This is a genomic window from Actinomadura litoris (assembly GCF_009733595.1).
Lineage (GTDB): Bacteria > Actinomycetota > Actinomycetes > Streptosporangiales > Streptosporangiaceae > Spirillospora > Spirillospora litoris.
Window position 1 is genome coordinate 192,379 of sequence record NZ_WOFH01000010.1, and the last position, 18,028, is coordinate 210,406.

Annotated in this window: 18 protein-coding genes; 12 read left to right on the forward strand and 6 right to left on the reverse strand. The window is 72.2% G+C overall.

Features of this window, described 5'->3' with window-relative positions; genetic code table 11:
* Window positions 1–52: 52 nt before the first annotated feature.
* The 3 genes from GNZ18_RS26815 (at window position 53) to GNZ18_RS26825 (ending at window position 1,985) form a co-directional block, all read left to right on the forward strand.
* Window positions 53–505: a GtrA family protein gene (locus GNZ18_RS26815; RefSeq protein ID WP_156219475.1), complete on the forward strand. Its 453-nt coding sequence runs from the start codon at window positions 53–55 to the stop codon at window positions 503–505.
* A 43-nt stretch (window positions 506–548) separates the two neighbouring features.
* Entirely contained in the window at window positions 549–1,463 is a 915-nt protein-coding gene (sigJ, locus tag GNZ18_RS26820) for an RNA polymerase sigma factor SigJ (protein WP_156219318.1), read from the forward strand.
* Between the two features lie 93 nt (window positions 1,464–1,556).
* Entirely contained in the window at window positions 1,557–1,985 is a 429-nt protein-coding gene (locus GNZ18_RS26825) for a carboxymuconolactone decarboxylase family protein (RefSeq protein ID WP_216651456.1), read from the forward strand.
* 75 nt (window positions 1,986–2,060) lie between these two features.
* Here GNZ18_RS26825 and GNZ18_RS26830 read toward each other — a convergent pair whose 3' ends face one another.
* Window positions 2,061–2,927 (reverse strand): LLM class F420-dependent oxidoreductase, encoded by an 867-nt coding sequence (locus GNZ18_RS26830; RefSeq protein ID WP_156219320.1) that lies wholly within the window; start codon window positions 2,925–2,927, stop codon window positions 2,061–2,063.
* 171 nt (window positions 2,928–3,098) lie between these two features.
* A complete protein-coding gene (locus GNZ18_RS26835; protein ID WP_156219321.1) occupies window positions 3,099–4,205 on the reverse strand; it encodes an alkene reductase in 1,107 nt (368 codons plus the stop codon).
* Window positions 4,206–4,266: 61 nt separating this feature from the next.
* Here GNZ18_RS26835 and GNZ18_RS26840 point away from each other — a divergent pair, with 61 nt between their 5' ends.
* Complete coding sequence (locus GNZ18_RS26840; protein WP_156219322.1) at window positions 4,267–4,635, forward strand: MerR family transcriptional regulator; 369 nt, start codon at window positions 4,267–4,269, stop codon at window positions 4,633–4,635.
* Window positions 4,636–4,668: 33 nt separating this feature from the next.
* Window positions 4,669–5,064, forward strand: coding sequence for a MerR family transcriptional regulator (locus GNZ18_RS26845; RefSeq protein WP_312874760.1), 396 nt, complete (start codon window positions 4,669–4,671; stop codon window positions 5,062–5,064).
* Window positions 5,065–5,080: 16 nt separating this feature from the next.
* Here GNZ18_RS26845 and GNZ18_RS26850 read toward each other — a convergent pair whose 3' ends face one another.
* Both GNZ18_RS26850 and GNZ18_RS26855 read right to left on the reverse strand, forming a co-directional pair.
* Window positions 5,081–5,506, reverse strand: coding sequence for a hypothetical protein (locus GNZ18_RS26850; protein WP_156219323.1), 426 nt, complete (start codon window positions 5,504–5,506; stop codon window positions 5,081–5,083).
* A complete protein-coding gene (locus GNZ18_RS26855; protein ID WP_156219324.1) occupies window positions 5,503–6,093 on the reverse strand; it encodes a TIGR03086 family metal-binding protein in 591 nt (196 codons plus the stop codon). Before GNZ18_RS26855 ends, GNZ18_RS26850 begins: the two co-directional genes overlap by 4 nt.
* 82 nt (window positions 6,094–6,175) lie before the next feature.
* On the opposite strand from GNZ18_RS26855, the gene pdxR reads away from it, so the two are divergent.
* Entirely contained in the window at window positions 6,176–7,594 is a 1,419-nt protein-coding gene (gene pdxR / locus GNZ18_RS26860; RefSeq protein WP_214617642.1) for a MocR-like pyridoxine biosynthesis transcription factor PdxR, read from the forward strand.
* On the opposite strand, the gene GNZ18_RS26865 is transcribed toward pdxR, so the two are convergent.
* Window positions 7,575–8,855, reverse strand: coding sequence for an ABC transporter ATP-binding protein (locus tag GNZ18_RS26865; RefSeq protein ID WP_156219325.1), 1,281 nt, complete (start codon window positions 8,853–8,855; stop codon window positions 7,575–7,577). The genes pdxR and GNZ18_RS26865 overlap by 20 nt on opposite strands.
* Window positions 8,856–9,171: 316 nt before the next feature.
* On the opposite strand from GNZ18_RS26865, the gene GNZ18_RS26870 reads away from it, so the two are divergent.
* Window positions 9,172–10,764, forward strand: coding sequence for a M20/M25/M40 family metallo-hydrolase (locus GNZ18_RS26870; protein ID WP_156219326.1), 1,593 nt, complete (start codon window positions 9,172–9,174; stop codon window positions 10,762–10,764).
* 30 nt (window positions 10,765–10,794) lie between these two features.
* Here the strand turns inward: GNZ18_RS26870 and GNZ18_RS26875 are convergent, their stop codons facing one another.
* Entirely contained in the window at window positions 10,795–11,412 is a 618-nt protein-coding gene (locus GNZ18_RS26875) for a putative glycolipid-binding domain-containing protein (protein WP_156219327.1), read from the reverse strand.
* Between the two features lie 93 nt (window positions 11,413–11,505).
* Between GNZ18_RS26875 and dnaG the strand changes: the two genes are divergently transcribed.
* From dnaG to efeB, 5 genes are all read left to right on the forward strand, one after another.
* Window positions 11,506–13,533 carry a DNA primase gene (gene dnaG / locus GNZ18_RS26880; protein WP_214617645.1) on the forward strand — a complete coding sequence of 676 codons (2,028 nt, stop codon included), beginning with the start codon at window positions 11,506–11,508 and terminating at the stop codon, window positions 13,531–13,533.
* A gap of 71 nt (window positions 13,534–13,604) precedes the next feature.
* A complete protein-coding gene (gene rpoD / locus GNZ18_RS26885; RefSeq protein ID WP_214618073.1) occupies window positions 13,605–14,750 on the forward strand; it encodes an RNA polymerase sigma factor RpoD in 1,146 nt (381 codons plus the stop codon).
* Window positions 14,751–14,889: 139 nt separating this feature from the next.
* The gene (locus tag GNZ18_RS26890; RefSeq protein WP_156219329.1) at window positions 14,890–15,402 is read left to right on the forward strand and encodes a YbjQ family protein; all 513 of its coding nucleotides are present in this window, start codon (window positions 14,890–14,892) and stop codon (window positions 15,400–15,402) included.
* 156 nt (window positions 15,403–15,558) lie between these two features.
* Window positions 15,559–16,722 (forward strand): iron uptake system protein EfeO, encoded by a 1,164-nt coding sequence (gene efeO / locus GNZ18_RS26895; RefSeq protein WP_216651457.1) that lies wholly within the window; start codon window positions 15,559–15,561, stop codon window positions 16,720–16,722.
* Complete coding sequence (gene efeB / locus GNZ18_RS26900; protein ID WP_246250463.1) at window positions 16,719–18,026, forward strand: iron uptake transporter deferrochelatase/peroxidase subunit; 1,308 nt, start codon at window positions 16,719–16,721, stop codon at window positions 18,024–18,026. Before efeO ends, efeB begins: the two co-directional genes overlap by 4 nt.
* The last annotated feature ends 2 nt before the right edge of the window (window positions 18,027–18,028 follow it).

The window sequence follows — 18,028 nt, forward strand, 5'->3', positions numbered from 1 at the left end:
TTGTGACCTTGGCGTATGTACCGCTCGGGTAAGGTCTGGGCGAGTGAGCACCATGCAGCGGTCAAGACCGGTCAAATCGGTCGCGTCCGCCTCGGCCTACCGCACGTTCTTTCGCGAGCTGCTGAGCTTCGGCTTCGTGGGAGGCGTCGGTACCCTCATCACGATCTTCGGCGCGAACCTGATGCGCGCCTGGCTCGGCGGCAGCCCCGTGACGAGCGTCGTGGTGCCGACCGTGGTGTCCACGATCACCTCCTACCTCGCCAACCGCTTCTGGACCTTCCGGCACCGCGACAGCGACGGCTCCGGCCGCGAGGTCGTCGTCTTCTTCGCGCTCAACGGCGTCGGCCTGCTGATCCAGGTCCTCTGCACCGGCTTCACCTACTACACCCTCGGCCTGCACGGCGGCCTGTCCTACAACCTCGGGCTGCTGGCGGGCGTCGGGTTCGGCGCCGCGTTCCGCTACTGGTCGTACCGGAAATGGGTCTTCACGCCCGCGACCGCCTGAGCCGGCCGGGAATGCTCCGCGCCGCGGCGGGGTCGTACACATCATGAGCACGAACCTCCAGGACCGGCCGAGCCGGCTCGACGACGAGTGGGACCGGCACCGCCCCGCCGTGTTCGGCGTCGCCTACCGCGTCACCGGCAGCGTCGCCGACGCCGAGGACATCGTCCAGGACGTCTGGCTGCGCGCCGCCGCCCAGGAGTCGCTGGACGACGTCCGCGACCTGCGGGCCTGGCTCGTCACCGTCGCCGCGCGCCGCGCCTACGACGTGCTCGGCACCGCCCGCGCGCGCCGCGTCGACTACGTCGGGCCGTGGCTGCCCGAACCGCTGCTGACCGGCCCCGACATCGCCGACAAGGTCCTCGTGGACGACACCGTCGGCACCGCGATGATGCTGGTCCTGGAGGAGCTGTCGCCGCCCGAGCGGGTCGCCTTCGTCCTGCGCCGCGCGTTCGACGTGCCCTACGAGCAGATCGCCGAGGTGCTCGGGAAGTCGCCCGCCGCGTGCCGCCAACTCGCCTCCCGCGCCGGGCGCAAGGTCGCGGCCGCGCGTCCCGCCCGTCCGCCGTCGCGGACCGAGCGGGAGCGGGTGCTCACCGCGTTCCGCGCCGCCTACGAGAAGGGCGACGCGACGGCGCTGATGGAGCTGCTCGACCCGGACGCGACCTACACGACGGACGGCGGCGGCAAGGTCTTCGCCGCCCGCAAGATCATCCGGGGCGCGGCACGGGTCGCCGCCATCCTGCTGCGGGTCGGGCGGCAGAAGTCGGTGCGCTTCACTCCGGCCGAGGTCAACGGCGAACCGGCGCTGCTCGTCCTCGGCGCCATCGGTCCCGGAGGGCCGGGCGGCCACCGTGTCCGGGCCATCGACACCGTGGAGATCGAGAACGGGCGCATCACCGCCTACCGCCGCGTGATCAACCCCGACAAGCTCCCCACGCTCCACGTCCGCTCGCGGTAGTCGTTCTCCCTGGCTCGTCCGCTGTCACAGGTGAGCGGCCTGCGGCGTCTCCCTGGCGACAGCGACGTCCACGAGGGAGCGACCATGGCACGCATGCTCTTGCAGGAAGCGACACCCGAGGTCTACAGCGGGTTCATGAACCTGGCACGCCTCATCCGGAAGGGGCCGCTGGACGGCAAGGTGCAGGAGCTCATCAAGATCCGCGCGTCGCAGCTGAACGGCTGCGCGTACTGCGTCGACATCCACATCAGAGACGCCCGTGCGAAGGGCGACACCGAGGAGCGCATGCACCACACGACCATCTGGCGCAATTCATACCTCTACAGCGAGGCGGAGCGTGCCGCCCTCGCCTACACCGAGGCCGTCACCCGCCGCGAGCCGGTCAGTGACGAACTCTGGGAGGAGCTGTGCAAGCACTACCCGGACCCGCGCGAGCGCGGTGATCTCGTCGCGCTGGTATCGCTGATCAACGCGCTCAACCTGTTCGGGGTGCCGTTGCGGCTCGAACCCACCCCTCGTTGATCCTGCCCTAGGGCCGCCCCGCGCGCCTTCGTCCGAGGGCGTACGGCGCGCGGGGCTCCTTCCCGGCCGGTCGGCTCACCGGCCGGCCGGGGTGATCTTCTCGGTCTGCGGCAGGGCCTCCGCCAGTATCGCGGTCAACTCCTGGCCGGTGAGCTGACTGAAGATCACGTGGTCGACGCCGCGCTCGGCCAGACGCCCGATGGTGTCCACGGCGGCACCGACCGAGGGCTCGTCCGCGGCGGTGATCGTCGTCTTCTCGATCTCGTCGTAGTCGCGCCCTTCCCGGTCGCAGTGCTCGCGCAGCACGTCCAGCTTCCTCGGCAGCTCGTCGTTGTCGGAGAGGTTGCACGCGTCGGCGTACTTGGCGACGAACCGCAGCGTCTTCTTCTCGCCGCCGCCGCCGATGAGGACGGGCGGATGGGGGCGCCGGACGGCGGGTGGAGAGTTCAGCGGGCGCTCCAGCTCGAAGTGCCTGCCTTTGAACGGCGATTCGTCGCCCCTCCACATCCGACCGGCGATCTTCAGCGTCTCCTCCAGCCGCTCGAACCTCTCCGCCGTCGGCGGGAAGGCGACGCCGAGCCCTCTCGACTCCTCGTCGTTCCACGCCGCGCCTATGCCCAGCCACGCCCGACCGCCTGAGAGGACGTCCAGCGTCGTCACGGTTTTGACCAGGATGCCGGGATGCCGGTAGGTGACACCCGTGACCAGCGCACCGAGCGTGATCCGCTCCGTCAGCGCCGCCGCGTACGCGAGGGACGAGTAGGCCTCCAGCATCGGCTCCTCCGACGGCCCCACCTGGTGGATCTGGAAGAAATGGTCCATCACCCAGAACGAGTGCAGGCCCGCCTCGTCGGCCTCACGGGCGATCCGGCCGAACGTCGGCCCGATCTGTTCCGGGCCGCCGGGGTAGGTGAAGCTGGGAACCTGAATCCCGATACGCATGGAAGATCCTCTCCGGCTCCTCGCCAGTGGTCGTCGTGAGGCAACTATGCGATCTGGAGTCCACTCCAGGTCAAACCGCGGAGGCGGCGCGCCACCCGTCCAGATCATGAATCGCCCCTCGCGGAACCGGCCGGGGTTGGTCGTCACCTTCCAGCCCGTGGTCCGGTCACATCACCGGTCCGCGGGGTTCAGGGTGGGGTAGTCGGTATAACCGGTGGGGCCGCCGGTGTACATCGTGTACTCGGCGCGGACGGCGTTGACCGGGGCGCCGGTGCGGATGCGGTCGACCAGGTCGGGATTGGCGAGGAAGGGGCGGCCCAGGGCGATGAGGTCGGCGCCGGCGTCCAGGAGGCGTTCGGCGGCCTCCCGGCCGCCGTCGGCGGGGATCCGCTCGGCGGGCAGGACGGGGTTGGCGATCAGTGTGCCGGTCCGGAGTCCGCGCAGCCGGGCGAAGAGCGGCCGGGCCGGGTCGGCGAAGGCGATGTGCAGGTAGGCGAGATCTTCGCCGGTGGCCTCGATCAGGGCCGGGTAGAGGTCGTCGGTATCGGTCTCGGTGATGCCGTTGACGGCCTTGCCGGGGGAGACGCGCAGGCCGGTGCGCTCGGCGCCGATCGCGGCCGCGACGGCGGCGACGACCTCGGTGGTGAAGCGGATGCGGTTGTCGATGCCTCCGCCGTAGGCGTCGGTGCGCCGGTTAGTGCCGGCGGCCAGGAACTGGTGCAGCAGGTAGCCGTTGGCGCTGTGGACCTCGACCCCGGCGAAGCCCGCCTCGACGGCGCGGCGGGCGGTGCGCGCGAAGTCGTCGATGGTCTGCCTGATGTCGTCGGGGGTCATCTCGCGTGGGGTGACCGCCTGCTGGAGGCCCGACGGGGTGTGGATCGGGTCGGGCAGCGGGATCGGTGAGGGGGCCATGGGGGTGAGGCCGCTGGTGTCGGGGTGCCCGATGCGTCCGCCGTGCTGGATCTGGAGGAACATCGGGCCGCCGCCGGCGGCTCGGACGGCCCTGGTGACCTGGCGCCATCCGTCGGTGTGGGCGTCGGTGTGCAGGGCGGTGATGTTCGGATACGTCTGGCCGGCCGCGTTCGGGGTGGCCGCCTCGGCGATGATCGCTCCGGCCGTGGCGCGCTGGGCGTAGTACTCGGCCATGAGCGGGGTGGGGGTGCCGTCGCGCTTCGCGCGGGTGCGGGTCATGGGGGCGACGACCAGGCGGTTCGCCAGCTCGTGCGTGCCGAGGCGGGCGGGTGTGAGGAGGGGGGAGGCGATCGTTTCGTGCGTCATGCGGTTAACGTAGAAGTTGACGCCGATGTAAGAATCAAAGGGAAATGATGTGATCTGCATCATGCGAATCGGTGAGCTGGCCCGGCGTACGGGCGTCAGCGGGCGCTCGTTGCGCTACTACGAGCAGGAGGGCCTGCTGCCCGCCGAGCGGACGCCGGGCGGGCACCGGGAGTACGCGGAGACGGCGGTGGCCCGGGTGCGGCGGATCCAGGAGCTCTACGCCGCGGGTCTGTGCAGCTCGAAGATCGTCACGCTGCTGCCCTCGCTGTGCGGGGAGGGTCCGGCGGGCGAGTCCCTGGTGGGCGAGTTGATGGTGGAGCGGGACCGCATCGATCGCATGATCGAGGATCTGCGGCGCTCCCGCTCGCTCCTGGACGCCGTCATCGACGGCGCCCGGCGGGACGGCGGGACGGGCACGCCGGCCGGTTGACCTGGAGTGTGCTCCAGGTGCGATTCTGGGCGGGTGAGCTACTCCCCGGCAGAGACCGCTGAGAAGAGCGGGTTCAGCATCGACACGTTGCGCTACTACGAGAAGATCGGGTTGCTGGCGGACATCGCGCGCAACTCGTCCGGTCGGCGGGTGTTCAGCGACGACGACCTGGTGTGGCTGAGGATGTTGCGGTGCCTGCGCGAGACCGGGATGCCGATCGCGGAGATGCTGCGCTACTCCGAGCTCGCCCGGGGCGGCGACGGGACCGTCCAGGAGCGTCTTGAGCTGCTGCGGGACCACGATCGGCGGGTGGAGGAGCAGATCGCCCGGCTGCGCGAGCAGCAGGAGCAGATCCACTGGAAGATCGGCTTCTACCAGGGGTCGCTCTGCGAGGCCGCTCCGGCCGAGGCCGTGCACGCGGGCGCCTGACCCCACCCGCCCCCGTTCAACCGCTACGGCCCCCGCTCGTCGCGGTCAGCGGCGGCCGGCGCGTGCCGGTCAGGAGTTCCTCCGCGCGGGCCCAGGTCGTGGGCGGGGCGAAGTCGTCGGTCTCCCAGGTGTGGGAGACGAGGGTGCCCCGGTCGCGGAAGCGGCGCATGATCGCGACGTGCGGTTTCCAGCCGACGAAGCGGAGCAGGTCGGCCTCGCCGCGCCAGACCGAGACCGAGCCGGTGCGGCGGCGGCCGGGGCTCGCCCAGAGCCAGAGGCCGACGGCGCCCTCCATGTCGGGCCAGGCGCGGCGGAGGTCCATCCCGGCCTTGTAGATCGCCGGGAAGTCGCGGGCCCTGCCGGTGAAGTCGGTGACGCTGACCAGGACCGTGCCCTCGGCGGCGACGGGGCCGCGGGTCCAGTGGGTCCTCCAGATCCTCATGGCGTGCGGCCGAGGAGGCTGAGCAGGCGCCTGCCGGGGGCGTCGCCCGGGGCGGACGCGACGGGCCTGTCGAAGCTCGCGCCGGGGCCGCGGCCGTCGTCGGGGACGATGGCGGCGACCTTGAGGGACGCGGTGAGCAGCTCCTCGGACGGCTCCCAGGGGGCGCCGATCGCGGTGGCGACGTCCCAGGCGTGGACGACCAGGTCGACGAAGTGGAAGCTGATCGCCAGGGCGGCGGGGAAGCCGCCGCCCTCGCGGACCTCGGGGAGGATGAACTCCTGGTCCAGGGACGCCTCGGCGAAGGCGGCCGTGACGAGTTCGGCGGACGTCTTCGCGGCGGCGACGTGGTCGGTGCCGAGGTCCCCGTCGCGCCAGTGGGAGAGGCGGGCGCCCTCACCGCGCGCGGCGGCGGCGAAGCCCTCGTCCTGGCTGACCTGGTGGCGGAGCAGGCCGTGCAGGGTCCAGTCGGCGCAGGGGGTCGGGAGTGCGAGCTGCGCGGGCCGCACCTGCTCGACGGCGGAGAGGTAGAGGTCGCACGCCTTCCGGTCCAGGGGGCGGAAGTCGGTGTTCAGTAGTTCGGAAAGCATGGTGCCCACGCTAGGAACCCGGAGAGGCCCAAGTACAGGGCCAAAATTGCAGGAATTGGCTGAGCCGATTTAGGGTCGGGGCGTGGATCTGCATGTGAGCCTGGAGGGCCGCAAGGACCTCGCCGGGCAGATCTACCGGCAGCTCCGCGCGGCGATCCTGGACGGGCGGCTGCGCGCGGGCGAGGCGCTGCCGCCGACGCGGGAGCTGGCGCGGCGGCTGGAGATCTCCCGCAACACGGTCGCGGTCGCCTACGACCGGCTGACGGCGGAGGGGTTCCTCGACGGGCGGGTGGGCGCCGGGACGTTCGTCCAGGAGGCCGGGCCGGTGTCGCGGGGGGCGCCGGAGGCGTCGCCGCTGCGGCCGCGGCCGATCTGGGACGAGATCACGGTGTGGCCCGCGTGGACGCCGGGCGTGCGGTGGGACTTCCGCGTCGGGGTCCCCGACGTGCGGCTGTTCCCCTACGAGTCGTGGCGGCGGATCATGGCGGGGCGGCTGCGGCCGTCGGCGCTGGACGACCCGGCCGCGGCGGGCGACCCCGCGGGGCTGCTCGACCTGCGGCGGGCCATCGCCCGGCACGTCGGGGTCTCGCGGTCGGTGCGGGCCGGGGCGGGCGACGTCGTCGTCACCTCGGGGATCCAGCAGGCCCTGGACCTGATCGTGCGGGTGCTGCTGGAGCCGGGGGACGTGGTGGCCGTCGAGGACCCGGGGTACCCGCCCGCGCGGCTGCTGCTGACGGCGGCGGGGATGCGGGTGCGGGGCGTTCCGGTGGACGCGGAGGGCCTGCGGGTCGACGCGCTCCCGGAGGACGCGCGGGCCGTCTACGTCACGCCGTCCCACCAGTTCCCGCTGGGCATGCCGATGTCGCTGCCGAGGCGGCGGGCGCTGCTCGACTGGGCGCGGCGGCGCGACGTGGTGGTCGTCGAGGACGACTACGACACCGAGTACCGCTACGCGGGACGCCCGATCGAGCCGCTGCAGAGCCTCGACGAGGACGGCCGGGTGCTCTACATGGGCACGTTCTCCAAGATCATGCGCCCGGTGCTGCGGCTGGGGTTCCTGGTGGCGCCCCCGTCGCTGCACCGGGCGTTCCGCATGGCGCGCTACGTCTCGTCCTGGCACGCGGACATGCCGACGCAGGCGGCGCTCGCCCGGTTCATCGACGAGGGCCTGCTGGCGCGCCACCTCCGCCGGTCGCGGCGCGAGTACCAGGCGCGGCACGAGCGGATCACGGAGCTGGTCGGCGCCGCGTCCGGCAGCGGGCTCACGGTCATCCCGTCGGTGGCGGGGCTGCACCTCAGCGCCACCCTCCCGGACGGGACGGACGACGCGGCGCTCGCCCGCCGCGCCCTCGCCGAGGGGATCGGGCTGTTCGCGCTGTCGGAGTTCGCCGTCACCGGGCGGGGCGGGCCGGGCCTGGTGCTCGGCTACGGGGCCGTGACGCTGCCGGAGATCGACGCGGGGTTCGGGCGGCTGCGCGAGGTCATCGCGGGACGGGTGTGACGCGGCGGCCGTCGGCGCCGAACAGCAGGATCCGGTCCAGGTCGACGGTCAGCGCGACGCGGTCGCCGCGGTTCGGGCGGCCGCCGGGCCCGGCGCGGAAGATCAGGTCGGAGCGGCGGTGGTGGCCGGCGTGCTCCTCGGGCGCGGGCTCGCCGCCGCCCTCGGCGCGCCCGCCCAGCAGGGCGCGGAGCCGGTCGACGAGGCGGGTCGGCTCGGGCTCGGGCGGGGCGGGCGGCGCGACCCGTCCGACCTCGCTCGCCTCGACGGTCGGGATGCCCGCCTCGGCGTAGGCGAGCCACTCGTGCCCGTGGAACTCAAGGGCCCGCACCTGCCCGGACAGGACGGTGCCGGGACGCGCCGGGGAGCCCGCCTCGATCGGGACCAGCGTGTCGGGCCGGATGCCGACGATCACCGACTGCCCGTGGTGGCTGATCAGCGACGCGGCGCGCGGGTCGTCCCAGGGGAGGTTGAGGCGCTGCGGGCCGAGGTCGAGCAGCAGGCCCTCGCCCTCGACCGCCCACAGCGTCGCCTGGAACATGTTCATCGGCGGGTTGCTGAGGAACGCCGCGACGAACGCCGTCGCGGGGTCGGCGTAGACCTGCTCGGGCGTGCCGACGTCCTCCAGGACGCCGTCGCGCAGCACCGCCATGCGGTCGGCCATCGTCATGGCCTCGACCTGGTCGTGGGTGACGTAGACGGTGGTGGTGCCGCTGGAGCGTACCAACGCGGCGATCTCGACGCGCAGCTCGGTGCGCAGGCCCGCGTCCAGGCTGGACAGCGGCTCGTCCATCAGGAACAGCGACGGCTCGCGGATCAGCGCCCGCCCGATCGCGGCGCGCTGGCGCTGCCCGCCCGACAGCGTGCCCGGCAGCCGGTCGATCATCGTGTTGAGGCCGAGCGCGCGGGCCAGCTCGACGACCTTCGCGGTCGCCTGGGCGCGGTCGTCGCCCGACACCTCCAGCGGGAACATCATGTTGCCCCGGACGGTGCGGTGCGGGTAGAGCGCGCCCTCCTGGAACACCATTGCCACGTTCCGATCCCGGGGTTGGAGCTCGTTGGCGACGGCTCCGTTCAGCCACAGGATCCCGGAGGTGATCTCCTCCAGCCCGGCGATCATGCGCAGGATCGTGGACTTGCCGCAGCCGGACGGGCCGAGGAGGACGAACAGCTCGCCGTCGTTGATGCGCAGCCGCATGTTGCGCACGGCGGTGTGGCCGCTGGGGTAGACCTTCTCGACGCCGTCGAGCACAACATCGGTCATGGGCGCCGCCTGGGGTGGGTCGAACTTTGGTGCGTCATTGCATCGTGCGACGCAGCGTTTGTCCATAGCCCACCCGGAGTTACTCGCGGTTAACCAGGCCGGGTTCGGCCAGGACCGAAATTAGGGGTCTTTGCCGAAGTCAAGGCCGTTCCCGCCCTTGCGGGTCCTCCTGGAGATCATCTCCCGTTCGTGCGAGGCTGCGTGGCAGGGCGGGGGCGGCGAACCGCGCGGGGGCTCCCTGACGGCTCGGCGCGGGCGCCGGGTTCCCGCCCGGCCCGTCCAGGGCCACCCGTCCAGGGTTCAGGAGGAGCTCTCCATGTCCGTCTCCCCACCGGCCGACTCCCACCACAGCGACGACCCCCCGTCCGGCGCGTCCCCGAGGTTCTCCCGGCGCGCCTTCCTGCACCACACCGGGGCGGGCGCCGTCCTGCTCGCGGGCGGCGCGCTCGCGGGCGGCACGGCCGCCGCCTCGCCCGGCGGCCGCGCGGCGCCGGCGGCGGGCGCGAGCGCCGGGATCGCCCCGGCCGACCTCGACCCGCTCGCCCTGCTCAAGCGCATGCTGGCCTTCGACACGCAGAACTTCGGCGAGGGCGGCGTCACCCGCCCGCACGCGGAGATGCTGAAGTCCGTCTGGGAGTCGGCGGGGGTCTCCGCCGAGATCGTCCCGACGCCGAAGAAGGACAACGTCCACCTCATCGCCCGGATCAAGGGCACCACCGCGGCGCCCCCGCTGCTGCTGCTCGGCCACTCCGACGTCGTCCCTGTGGAACGTGACAAATGGTCCGTCGACCCGTTCGCCGGGGTGGTGAGGGACGGCGAGGTCTACGGGCGCGGGGCGCTCGACATGAAGGGCGCCAACGCCGCGTTCATCACCGCGCTCCTGCGCCACCTCAAGGAGGGCGGGCGGTTCGACCGGGACATCATCGTCCTCACCGACTGCGACGAGGAGTCCGGGCCGTACGGCTCCGGATGGCTCGCCCAGAACCACTGGGACAAGATCAACGCGGGCATGGTCCTCACGGAGGGCGGCTGGTTCCTCGCCCAGAAGGACCAGAGGACGCCCATGCTGATCACCGTCACCCGCCAGGACAAGGTCTACTTCAACCTCGACCTCGTCGCGAACGGCACCGCCACCCACTCCTCCAAACCCAACCCGGACTCGGCCATCGCCAGGCTCTCGCGCGCGGTGGCCGCCGTCGACACCTGGCTGGCGCCGGTCGCGCTGACCCCCGTCACCCGCGAGTACTTCACCGCGCTGGCCAAGGCGACCCGTGACGCGCCGTTCCAGCGGGCGCTGCGGCTCCTGCTCTCGGCGCGCTCGCAGCACGCCCGGGAGCGGGCGGCGGCGCTGGTCGTCAAGCGCAGTTCCTATCCCTGGCTGCACAGCGCGCTGCTGCGCACGACGCACGCGTTCGTCATCGAGGACGCGGGCTACAAGGAGAACGTCATCCCCTCCACCGCCACGCTGCGCCTCAACTGCCGGGGCGTGCCGGGCGGGCAGCGTCCGCGCGAGTTCCTGGCCGAGTTCCGCAAGCGGCTCGCGGGCCGGGACGTGACCGTGAGGCTCGCGGGGAACCCCGGCGAGTCCGAGGAGGACGCGCTCAAGCGGCTGGACGCGACGTCCGCCAAGGCGCCCTCCAGCATCGACTCGCCGCTCTACACCGCGATCAGCGCCGCCGCCGCGAAGACCTACCCGGGCGCGGTGTTCGCGCCCGCGCTGTTCGAGGCGGGGACGAGCCTGGGGCCGTGGACGTCGCGGGGCGTGCCCGGCTACGGCGTCTACCCCTACGTCCTCGACAACGACCAGCTCGTCACGATGCACGGCAACGACGAGCGGATCTCCGTCGCCGCGCTCCAGCAGGGCACGGAGTTCATGTACCGGCTGTTCGACCGGCTCCGGGTCCGCTAGCGGCCGCCGCACGGCTCAGGGCCGTACGGCTCAGGGCCGCACGGCCCGGCCGATCGCGGGGTAGTCGACGACCAGGCCGTCCCGGTCGAAGACGATCTCCTCGGTGAACCCCGGGCTGGAGAAGCGGACCACGCTCCGGTCGCCGTCCCGGCGGAGGAAGGTGTACCTCTGCCGGGACGGCGTCACCACCAGGTCCGGGACCGATACCCACGCCATCAGGTACTCGCCCGAGGCGGCGGGGCCCGGCACGCCGTCCAGCAGGCCGTCGCGCAACACCGGCATCGTGTTGGTGAGCGGCGACAGGCCGAGGTCGCAGTCCAGGGCGCCGCGCAGCACGGTCGCGTCCCCGCCCGGCGGCGGCATCGGCACGTGCCCCTCGGCGCGGGCCGTCACCTTCCACTCGCCCTCGGGCCGGTTGACCAGTTCCAGCCATCTGCGCCACGGGCCGGTGCGGGCGTCCACGCCCGTCGCCCGGACGGCCAGCCGCGCCGTCACGTACCGGTCGCCCGTCGTCAGCTCGTACTCCAGGCGGTAGGGGAGCGGGTCCCCGCCGACGGCCGTCCCGGTCGCGGCCATCCGACCCTGGCCCAGCTCGGCCTCCGCGAGTTCCGCGCCCTCCGGCTTCACCCACACCAGCGATCTCCTCATACTCTCCAGTATCCGGCCCGCGCGGGTGCGGGGCGGGCAGCGGGCGCGGTGTGATGCGCCGGATGTCGTGGCACCGCCGTAGACTCCTTCGTCGTGGCAGGCCGGATTCGCAATGAGGACATCGCGCTCGTTCGGGAGCGGTCGTCCATCGACGCCGTGATCGGCGAGTATCTCCAGCTGCGCAGCGCGGGCGGCGGCAACCTCAAGGGCCTGTGCCCCTTCCACGACGAGAAGTCGCCCTCGTTCAACGTGACGCCCTCGCGCGGCCTGTACTTCTGCTTCGGCTGCGAGGCCGGCGGCGACGTCATCAAGTTCGTCCAGGAGATCGAGCACCTGTCGTTCTCCGAGGCCGTCGAGCGGCTCGCGGCCCAGGCCGGCATCCAGCTCCGCTACGAGGACGGCGGCGGACGCGGCCCCCGGCAGGACACCGGGCAGCGCGCCCGGCTGCTGGAGGCGCACAAGGCCGCCGCCGAGTACTACGTGGAGCACCTGTCCTCGCCCGAGGGCGCGATCGGCCGCAAGTTCCTGTCCGAGCGGGGGTTCGAGGCGGCCGACGCGGCCCACTTCGGCGTCGGGTTCGCGCCGCGCGAGTGGGAGGGCCTCGTCCGGCACCTGCGCGCGCGGGGGTTCGCCGACCGCGACGTCATCGCGGGCGGGCTCGCCAAGGAGGGCAGGCGCGGCCCGATGGACCGGTTCCGCGGCCGGCTGATGTGGCCGATCCGCGACCTGAGCGGCGACGTCATCGGCTTCGGCGCGCGCCGCCTCTACGACGACGATGACGGCCCCAAGTACCTGAACACGCCCGAGTCGCCGCTGTTCCACAAGGGCTCGGTGCTGTACGGGGCCGACCTCGCCAAGAAGGAGATCGCCCGGCGGCGGCAGGCCGTGGTGGTCGAGGGCTACACCGACGTGATGGCCTGCCACCTGGCCGGCGTCAAGACCGCGATCGCCACGTCCGGCACGGCGTTCGGCGACGACCACATCAAGATCCTGCGCCGGCTCCTGATGGACCAGGACGAGTTCCGCGGTGAGGTGATCTTCACCTTCGACGGCGACTCGGCCGGGCAGAAGGCGGCGCTGCGCGCGTTCGCCGACGAGCAGAAGTTCGTCACGCAGACGTTCGTCGCCGTCCAGCCGGACGGGCTCGACCCCTGCGACCTGCGGATCCGGCACGGCGACGCGGCGGTGCGCGACCTGGTCGCCTCCCGGCTGCCGCTGTTTGAGTTCGCGGTGCGCAGCGCGATCGAGCAGCACGACCTCGACACCGCCGAGGGGCGGCTCGGCGCCCTGGACGCCGCCGCCCCCGTCGTCGCCTCCATCAAGGACCGCGCGCTCCGCCAGATGTACGCGGTCAGCCTCGACCGCTGGCTCGGGATCATGGACGAGCAGTTCGTGCTCGGCCGCGTCCGCGAACTCGCGGCGCGGCGCCAGAGCCAGGGCCGCGGCCGCGCCGCGAACGGGCGCCCCGGCGACCCCCGCTTCGGAGACGACCGGGCGGGCGGAGCGCGGGCCGGAGGAGGCCGGCCCGGGAACGGGCAGGCGGCGAACGGCCACGGCGCGGCGGGGCAGGCCGGAAACGGCCGCGGCGCGAACGGGCACGAGGGCGAGGAGAACGGCGGCGCGGCGGGCCGTCCCGGCTACGACCCGAACGACCCCGAGGTGCAGCGGGAGCGCGAGTTGCTGAAGCTCGCCGTGCAGCGTCCGGCGGCGCTCGGACCGGGATTCGACGAGGTCCCGGCGGAGGCGTTCCTCGCGCCGCCGCACGCGGCGGTGCGGACGGTGATCGCGGCGGCGGGCGGCGTGACGGCGGCGGGCGCGGTCGCCGAGTGGGTCGCGCTGCTGCTGGAGCAGGCCCCGAACACGCAGGTCAAGGATCTGATCACGATGCTGGGCGTCGAGCCGGTGCGGTCCGCCCATGAATCGGATGACCGTTATGCCGTCGAACTGCTGGCCCGAATACAGGAGCGCCAGCTCACCCGAATGATCGCGGACGTGAAGTCTAAACTCCAGCGGCTGAATCCGGACGAGGCACCGGAGGAGTACGCCCGGCTCTTCGGCGATCTTGTCGCGCGTGAGCAGCAGCGACGGGTGTTGCGGGAACGGGGCCTTGGGGCACAGTAAGTCAAATGTCCGCAAAATAGGTCCTGTGATCTAGCCCGCATTTGACGCAAACTGTCTGCGTGGGCCCTTCGGTGCTGCCTAGCGAGGCGCCATCGGTTGATCAGGTGGCGGACCTCGTCGCACGCGGCAGAGAGCGCGGCGGTGTGACCGTCGATGACGTCGCTGCCGCGCTCGATCGCTCGGACTTGCCGGACGACTCCCTGGAAAGGGTCGTCCGGATGCTCGCAGAGCAGGGGGTGGAGGTCCTCGAATCTCAGCAGGAGACCGAGGACGTCGCGCGAGCGGATGAGGGAGACCTCGGCAAGCGGGCGCCGACCAGCGACCTGGTTCGGATCTACCTGAGAGAGATCGGTCGCGTACCGCTTCTCACGGCAGAAGATGAAGTAGAACTCGCGAAATCGATCGAGGCGGGGCTGTTCGCCGAGGAGAAGATGGCGCAGGTCGCGATCCTCTCCCGGGGCGAGCGCATCGACCTCGAACTGCTCGCCCGCGACGGAGTGCGGGCGAAGCAACGCCTGATCGAGGCCAACCTGCGGCTGGTGGTCTCGATCGCGAAACGCTATGTGGGCCGGGGAATGCTCTTCCTCGACCTCATCCAGGAGGGAAATCTCGGGCTGATCCGTGCGGTCGAGAAGTTCGACTACACGAAGGGGTTCAAGTTCTCCACCTACGCCACCTGGTGGATCCGGCAGGCGATCACCCGGGCGATCGCCGACCAGGCGCGGACCATCCGCATCCCGGTGCACATGGTGGAGACGATCAACAAGCTGGTCCGCGTGCAGCGCCAGCTCCACCAGGACCTCGGCCGCGAGCCGACCCCGGAGGAGATCGGCCTGGAGATGGGGCTCTCGCCCGTCCGGGTCGTGGAGATCCAGCGGATCGCGCAGGAGCCGGTGTCGCTCCAGTCGCCGATCGGCGAGGAGGACTCCGACCTCGGCGACTTCATCGAGGACGCGGACGCCGTCGTGCCGATCGAGGCGGCGGCGTTCATCCTGCTCCAGGACCAGCTGGAGGACATCCTCGGCACGCTGTCGGAACGGGAGCAGCGCATCATCCAGCTGCGCTTCGGCCTGACCGACGGGCACCCCCGCACGCTGGAGGAGGTCGGCAGGGAGTTCGGCGTCACGCGCGAGCGGATCCGCCAGATCGAGTCGAAGACCCTGGCGAAGCTGCGGCACCCCTCACGCGCGCAGATGCTCAGGGAGTACCTGGATTGAACCCCTGGCCGGGCGCCGGCTCGACGGTGGTCCTTCCGGCCGCCCGCCGGGAGGACCACGACGGTCGGTGCCGCGTGCCCGGGGGTGACGGCCGGGTGTCGCGGCCCCAACTGTCCGCCCGGTGGATTACCGTGGTCGCATGCTGATCGTGACGACTGACGGCGTGGCCGGATACGAGATCCGCAGCGTGCTCGGCGAGGTCCTGGGGACGGCCGTCCAGACCGATCAGGGCAGGGGCGGGCACGGGCAGCACGGGCAGCCCGGCAGCAGCGCGACGTTCCGGGTGACGGGCGAGCAGCCGTCGGCCGGGCTGGCGGCGGCGCGCCGCGAGGCGGTCGACCGGCTCGGCGAGGAGGCGCGCCGCAAGGGCGCGAACACGGTCGTCGGCATGCGCTTCGACACGGCCGCGGTCGGCGGCGGATACGAGGTGTGCGCCTACGGGACGGCCGTCTGGGCCGAACCCGCCGCGCAGGGCCGCGACCACATGCAGCAGATGCCGCAGCAGCAGCCCCCCTACCAGGGCCACCAGCAGGGCCACCAGCAGGGTCACCAGCAGGGCCACCCGCAGTCTCCTCAGCAAGGGCACCAGCCGGGCGGCCCGCCGATGGCCGCGCGCAACCTGACGATGGGGCTGCACGACCGTCCCCGCTGACCCTCGCGTCCCAGCTCACGGCCCCGCCGTGATCGGCTCGGGGGTGGGATGACTCACTGTCGCGGGGGCGACTTGACGGACTGAGGTTAGCTTTGGCTAATTTAGGCGAGCCTAACCAATTTGCCCGCCCTGGAGCCCCCCATGCGTCCTGTCCCCGTGCGTAGTGCCCCGGTACGTCGCGTCCCGGCGCGCCGCGCCTCCGCGCTCGCCATCGCCGGTGTCGCCGCCGTGTCGATGTCCCTCCTTTCGGCGTGCGGCGGTGACGACGGCGAGGCCGAGGCGACCGACTCCATCGCCGTCACCGCCACCGACGACTCCTGCGAGGTGGCGAAGAAGGACCTCCCGGCGGGCAAGACGACCTTCAAGGTCTCCAACAAGGGGTCGAAGGTCAACGAGTTCGAGGTGCTCAAGCCCGACGGCAAGATCCTCGCCGAGCGCGAGAACATCGGCCCCGGCACCAAGGTCGACTTCGTCGTGAGCCTCCCGGCGGGCACCTACAAGCTGCTGTGCAGCGCGGGGCAGACCGGCAAGGGCCCCTCGCAGGACATCACGGTCAGCGGCCAGGCGAACGGGACCGGCGACCAGCGGCTCACCAAGGCCGCCGCCGACTACAAGACCTACGTCATCGCCCAGGTCGACGACACGATCGCCAAGACGCGGCTGTTCGTGGACGCGGTGAAGAAGAACGACGTGGACAAGGCCAAGGAGCTGTACGCGCCGTCCCGCGTCGGCTGGGAGGCGATCGAGCCCGTCGCGGAGAAGTTCGGCGACATCGACCCGAAGGTCGACGCGCGCGAGGCCGACCTCAGCCCGGCGGAGAAGAAGGACTGGTCCGGCTGGCACCTGCTGGAGAAGGCGCTCTGGAAGGACGGCTCGGTCAAGGGCAAGGAGGAGTACGGCGACCGGCTGCTGGCCGACCTCGCCGTCCTGAAGGGGCGGCTGCCCGGCCTGACCCTCGACCCGGTCAACGACATGGCCGCCGGCGCCAAGGAGCTGCTGGACGAGGTCGCGACCGGCAAGGTCACCGGTGAGGAGGAGACCTTCAGCCACACCGACCTCGTCGACTTCAAGGCCAACGTGGACGGCGCGCGGAAGGTGTACGAGCTGCTCAAGCCGGTCGTCCAGGAGAAGGACGCGCAGCTCGCCAAGGACCTCGACGACAACTTCGGCGCGGTCGAGACGCTGTTGGAGAAGTATGAGAAGGGCGACGGCTACGTCTCCTACGACAAGGTCGGCAAGGACGACCGCAAGAAGCTCGCCGACGCCGTGAACGCGCTCGGCGAGCCGCTCTCCAAGCTCGCGGGGGCGGTGGCGAAATGACCGGCGCCGGTCCCGGGGACCGTCCCGAGGGGCAGGACGCGGCGATGCCCGTGACCGAACCCGCGGACGGGGCCGCGGTGTCGCGGATGTCGCGGCGGCGGATGCTCGGGTTCGGCGGCGCGAGCCTGCTCGTCGGCGCCGCCGCCGGGGCCGGGCTCGACCGGGTCGCGGTCGCCGAGGAGGACGACGACCCGGCGGCCGGCGGCGCCGTCCCCTTCCACGGCGCCCACCAGGCGGGCATCGCCACCCCCGTCCAGGACCGGCTGCACTTCGCGGCGTTCGACGTGACCACCGGCGACCGCGCGAAGCTCGTCCGGATGCTGAAGGACTGGACGGCGGCCGCCGCCGCGATGACGGCGGGCCGCCCGGTCGGGCAGGGCGCGACCGGCGGGCCCGCGGTGGCGCCGCCCGACGACACCGGCGAGGCCGAGGGGCTGCCGCCGTCCCGGCTCACGCTGACGATCGGCTTCGGCCCCTCCCTGTTCGCCAAGGACGGCAAGGACCGGTTCGGGATCGGCGCGCGGCGCCCGCCCGCGCTCGTCGACCTGCCGCACTTCCCCGGCGACAACCTCGACCCCGCGCGCAGCGGCGGCGACATCGCCGTGCAGGCGTGCGCGGACGACCCGCAGGTCGCGGTGCACGCGATCCGGAACCTGGCGCGCATCGGGTTCGGGGTCGTCGCGGTCCGCTGGTCGCAGCTCGGGTTCGGCAAGACGTCCTCGACGACGCCGGACGCGCAGACCCCGCGCAACCTGTTCGGCTTCAAGGACGGCACCGAGAACATCGCCGGGACCGACGACGCCCTGCTCGGCAAGCACGTCTGGGCGTCCGGAGGCGACGGCTCCGACTGGATGGCGGGCGGCTCCTACCTCGTCGCGCGCCGCATCCGCATGCACATCGAGACATGGGACCGCACGTCCCTGCGCGAGCAGGAGGACATCTTCGGCCGCAGCAAGGGCGAGGGGGCCCCGGCGGGCGCGCGCAAGGAGCGCGACGCGATCGTCCTGTCGCGGATGAAGCCCGACGCGCACGTCCGCCTCGCCCACCCCGACTCCAACGGCGGGACGCGCATCCTGCGGCGCGGCTACTCCTTCACCGACGGCTCCGACGGCCTGGGACGCCTGGAGGCGGGCCTGTTCTTCATCGCCTTCCAGCGCGACCCGCGCACGGGGTTCATCCGCGTGCAGCAGTCCCTGGCCACGGACGCGATGAACGAGTACGTCCAGCACGTGGGCTCCGGCGTCTTCGCCTGCCCCCCGGGCGTCAAGGAAGGCGGCTACTGGGGCGAGACCCTGTTCGGATAGCC

Coding starts and splice junctions, on each gene's coding strand:
- GNZ18_RS26815 (WP_156219475.1), top strand. CDS start 53: ATGCAGCGGTCAAGACCGGTCAAATCGGTCGCGTCCGCCTCGGCCTAC.
- sigJ (WP_156219318.1), top strand. CDS start 549: ATGAGCACGAACCTCCAGGACCGGCCGAGCCGGCTCGACGACGAGTGG.
- GNZ18_RS26825 (WP_216651456.1), top strand. CDS start 1,557: ATGCTCTTGCAGGAAGCGACACCCGAGGTCTACAGCGGGTTCATGAAC.
- GNZ18_RS26830 (WP_156219320.1), bottom strand. CDS start 2,927: ATGCGTATCGGGATTCAGGTTCCCAGCTTCACCTACCCCGGCGGCCCG.
- GNZ18_RS26835 (WP_156219321.1), bottom strand. CDS start 4,205: ATGACGCACGAAACGATCGCCTCCCCCCTCCTCACACCCGCCCGCCTC.
- GNZ18_RS26840 (WP_156219322.1), top strand. CDS start 4,267: ATGCGAATCGGTGAGCTGGCCCGGCGTACGGGCGTCAGCGGGCGCTCG.
- GNZ18_RS26850 (WP_156219323.1), bottom strand. CDS start 5,506: ATGAGGATCTGGAGGACCCACTGGACCCGCGGCCCCGTCGCCGCCGAG.
- GNZ18_RS26855 (WP_156219324.1), bottom strand. CDS start 6,093: ATGCTTTCCGAACTACTGAACACCGACTTCCGCCCCCTGGACCGGAAG.
- GNZ18_RS26865 (WP_156219325.1), bottom strand. CDS start 8,855: ATGACCGATGTTGTGCTCGACGGCGTCGAGAAGGTCTACCCCAGCGGC.
- GNZ18_RS26870 (WP_156219326.1), top strand. CDS start 9,172: ATGTCCGTCTCCCCACCGGCCGACTCCCACCACAGCGACGACCCCCCG.
- GNZ18_RS26875 (WP_156219327.1), bottom strand. CDS start 11,412: ATGAGGAGATCGCTGGTGTGGGTGAAGCCGGAGGGCGCGGAACTCGCG.
- GNZ18_RS26890 (WP_156219329.1), top strand. CDS start 14,890: ATGCTGATCGTGACGACTGACGGCGTGGCCGGATACGAGATCCGCAGC.
- efeB (WP_246250463.1), top strand. CDS start 16,719: ATGACCGGCGCCGGTCCCGGGGACCGTCCCGAGGGGCAGGACGCGGCG.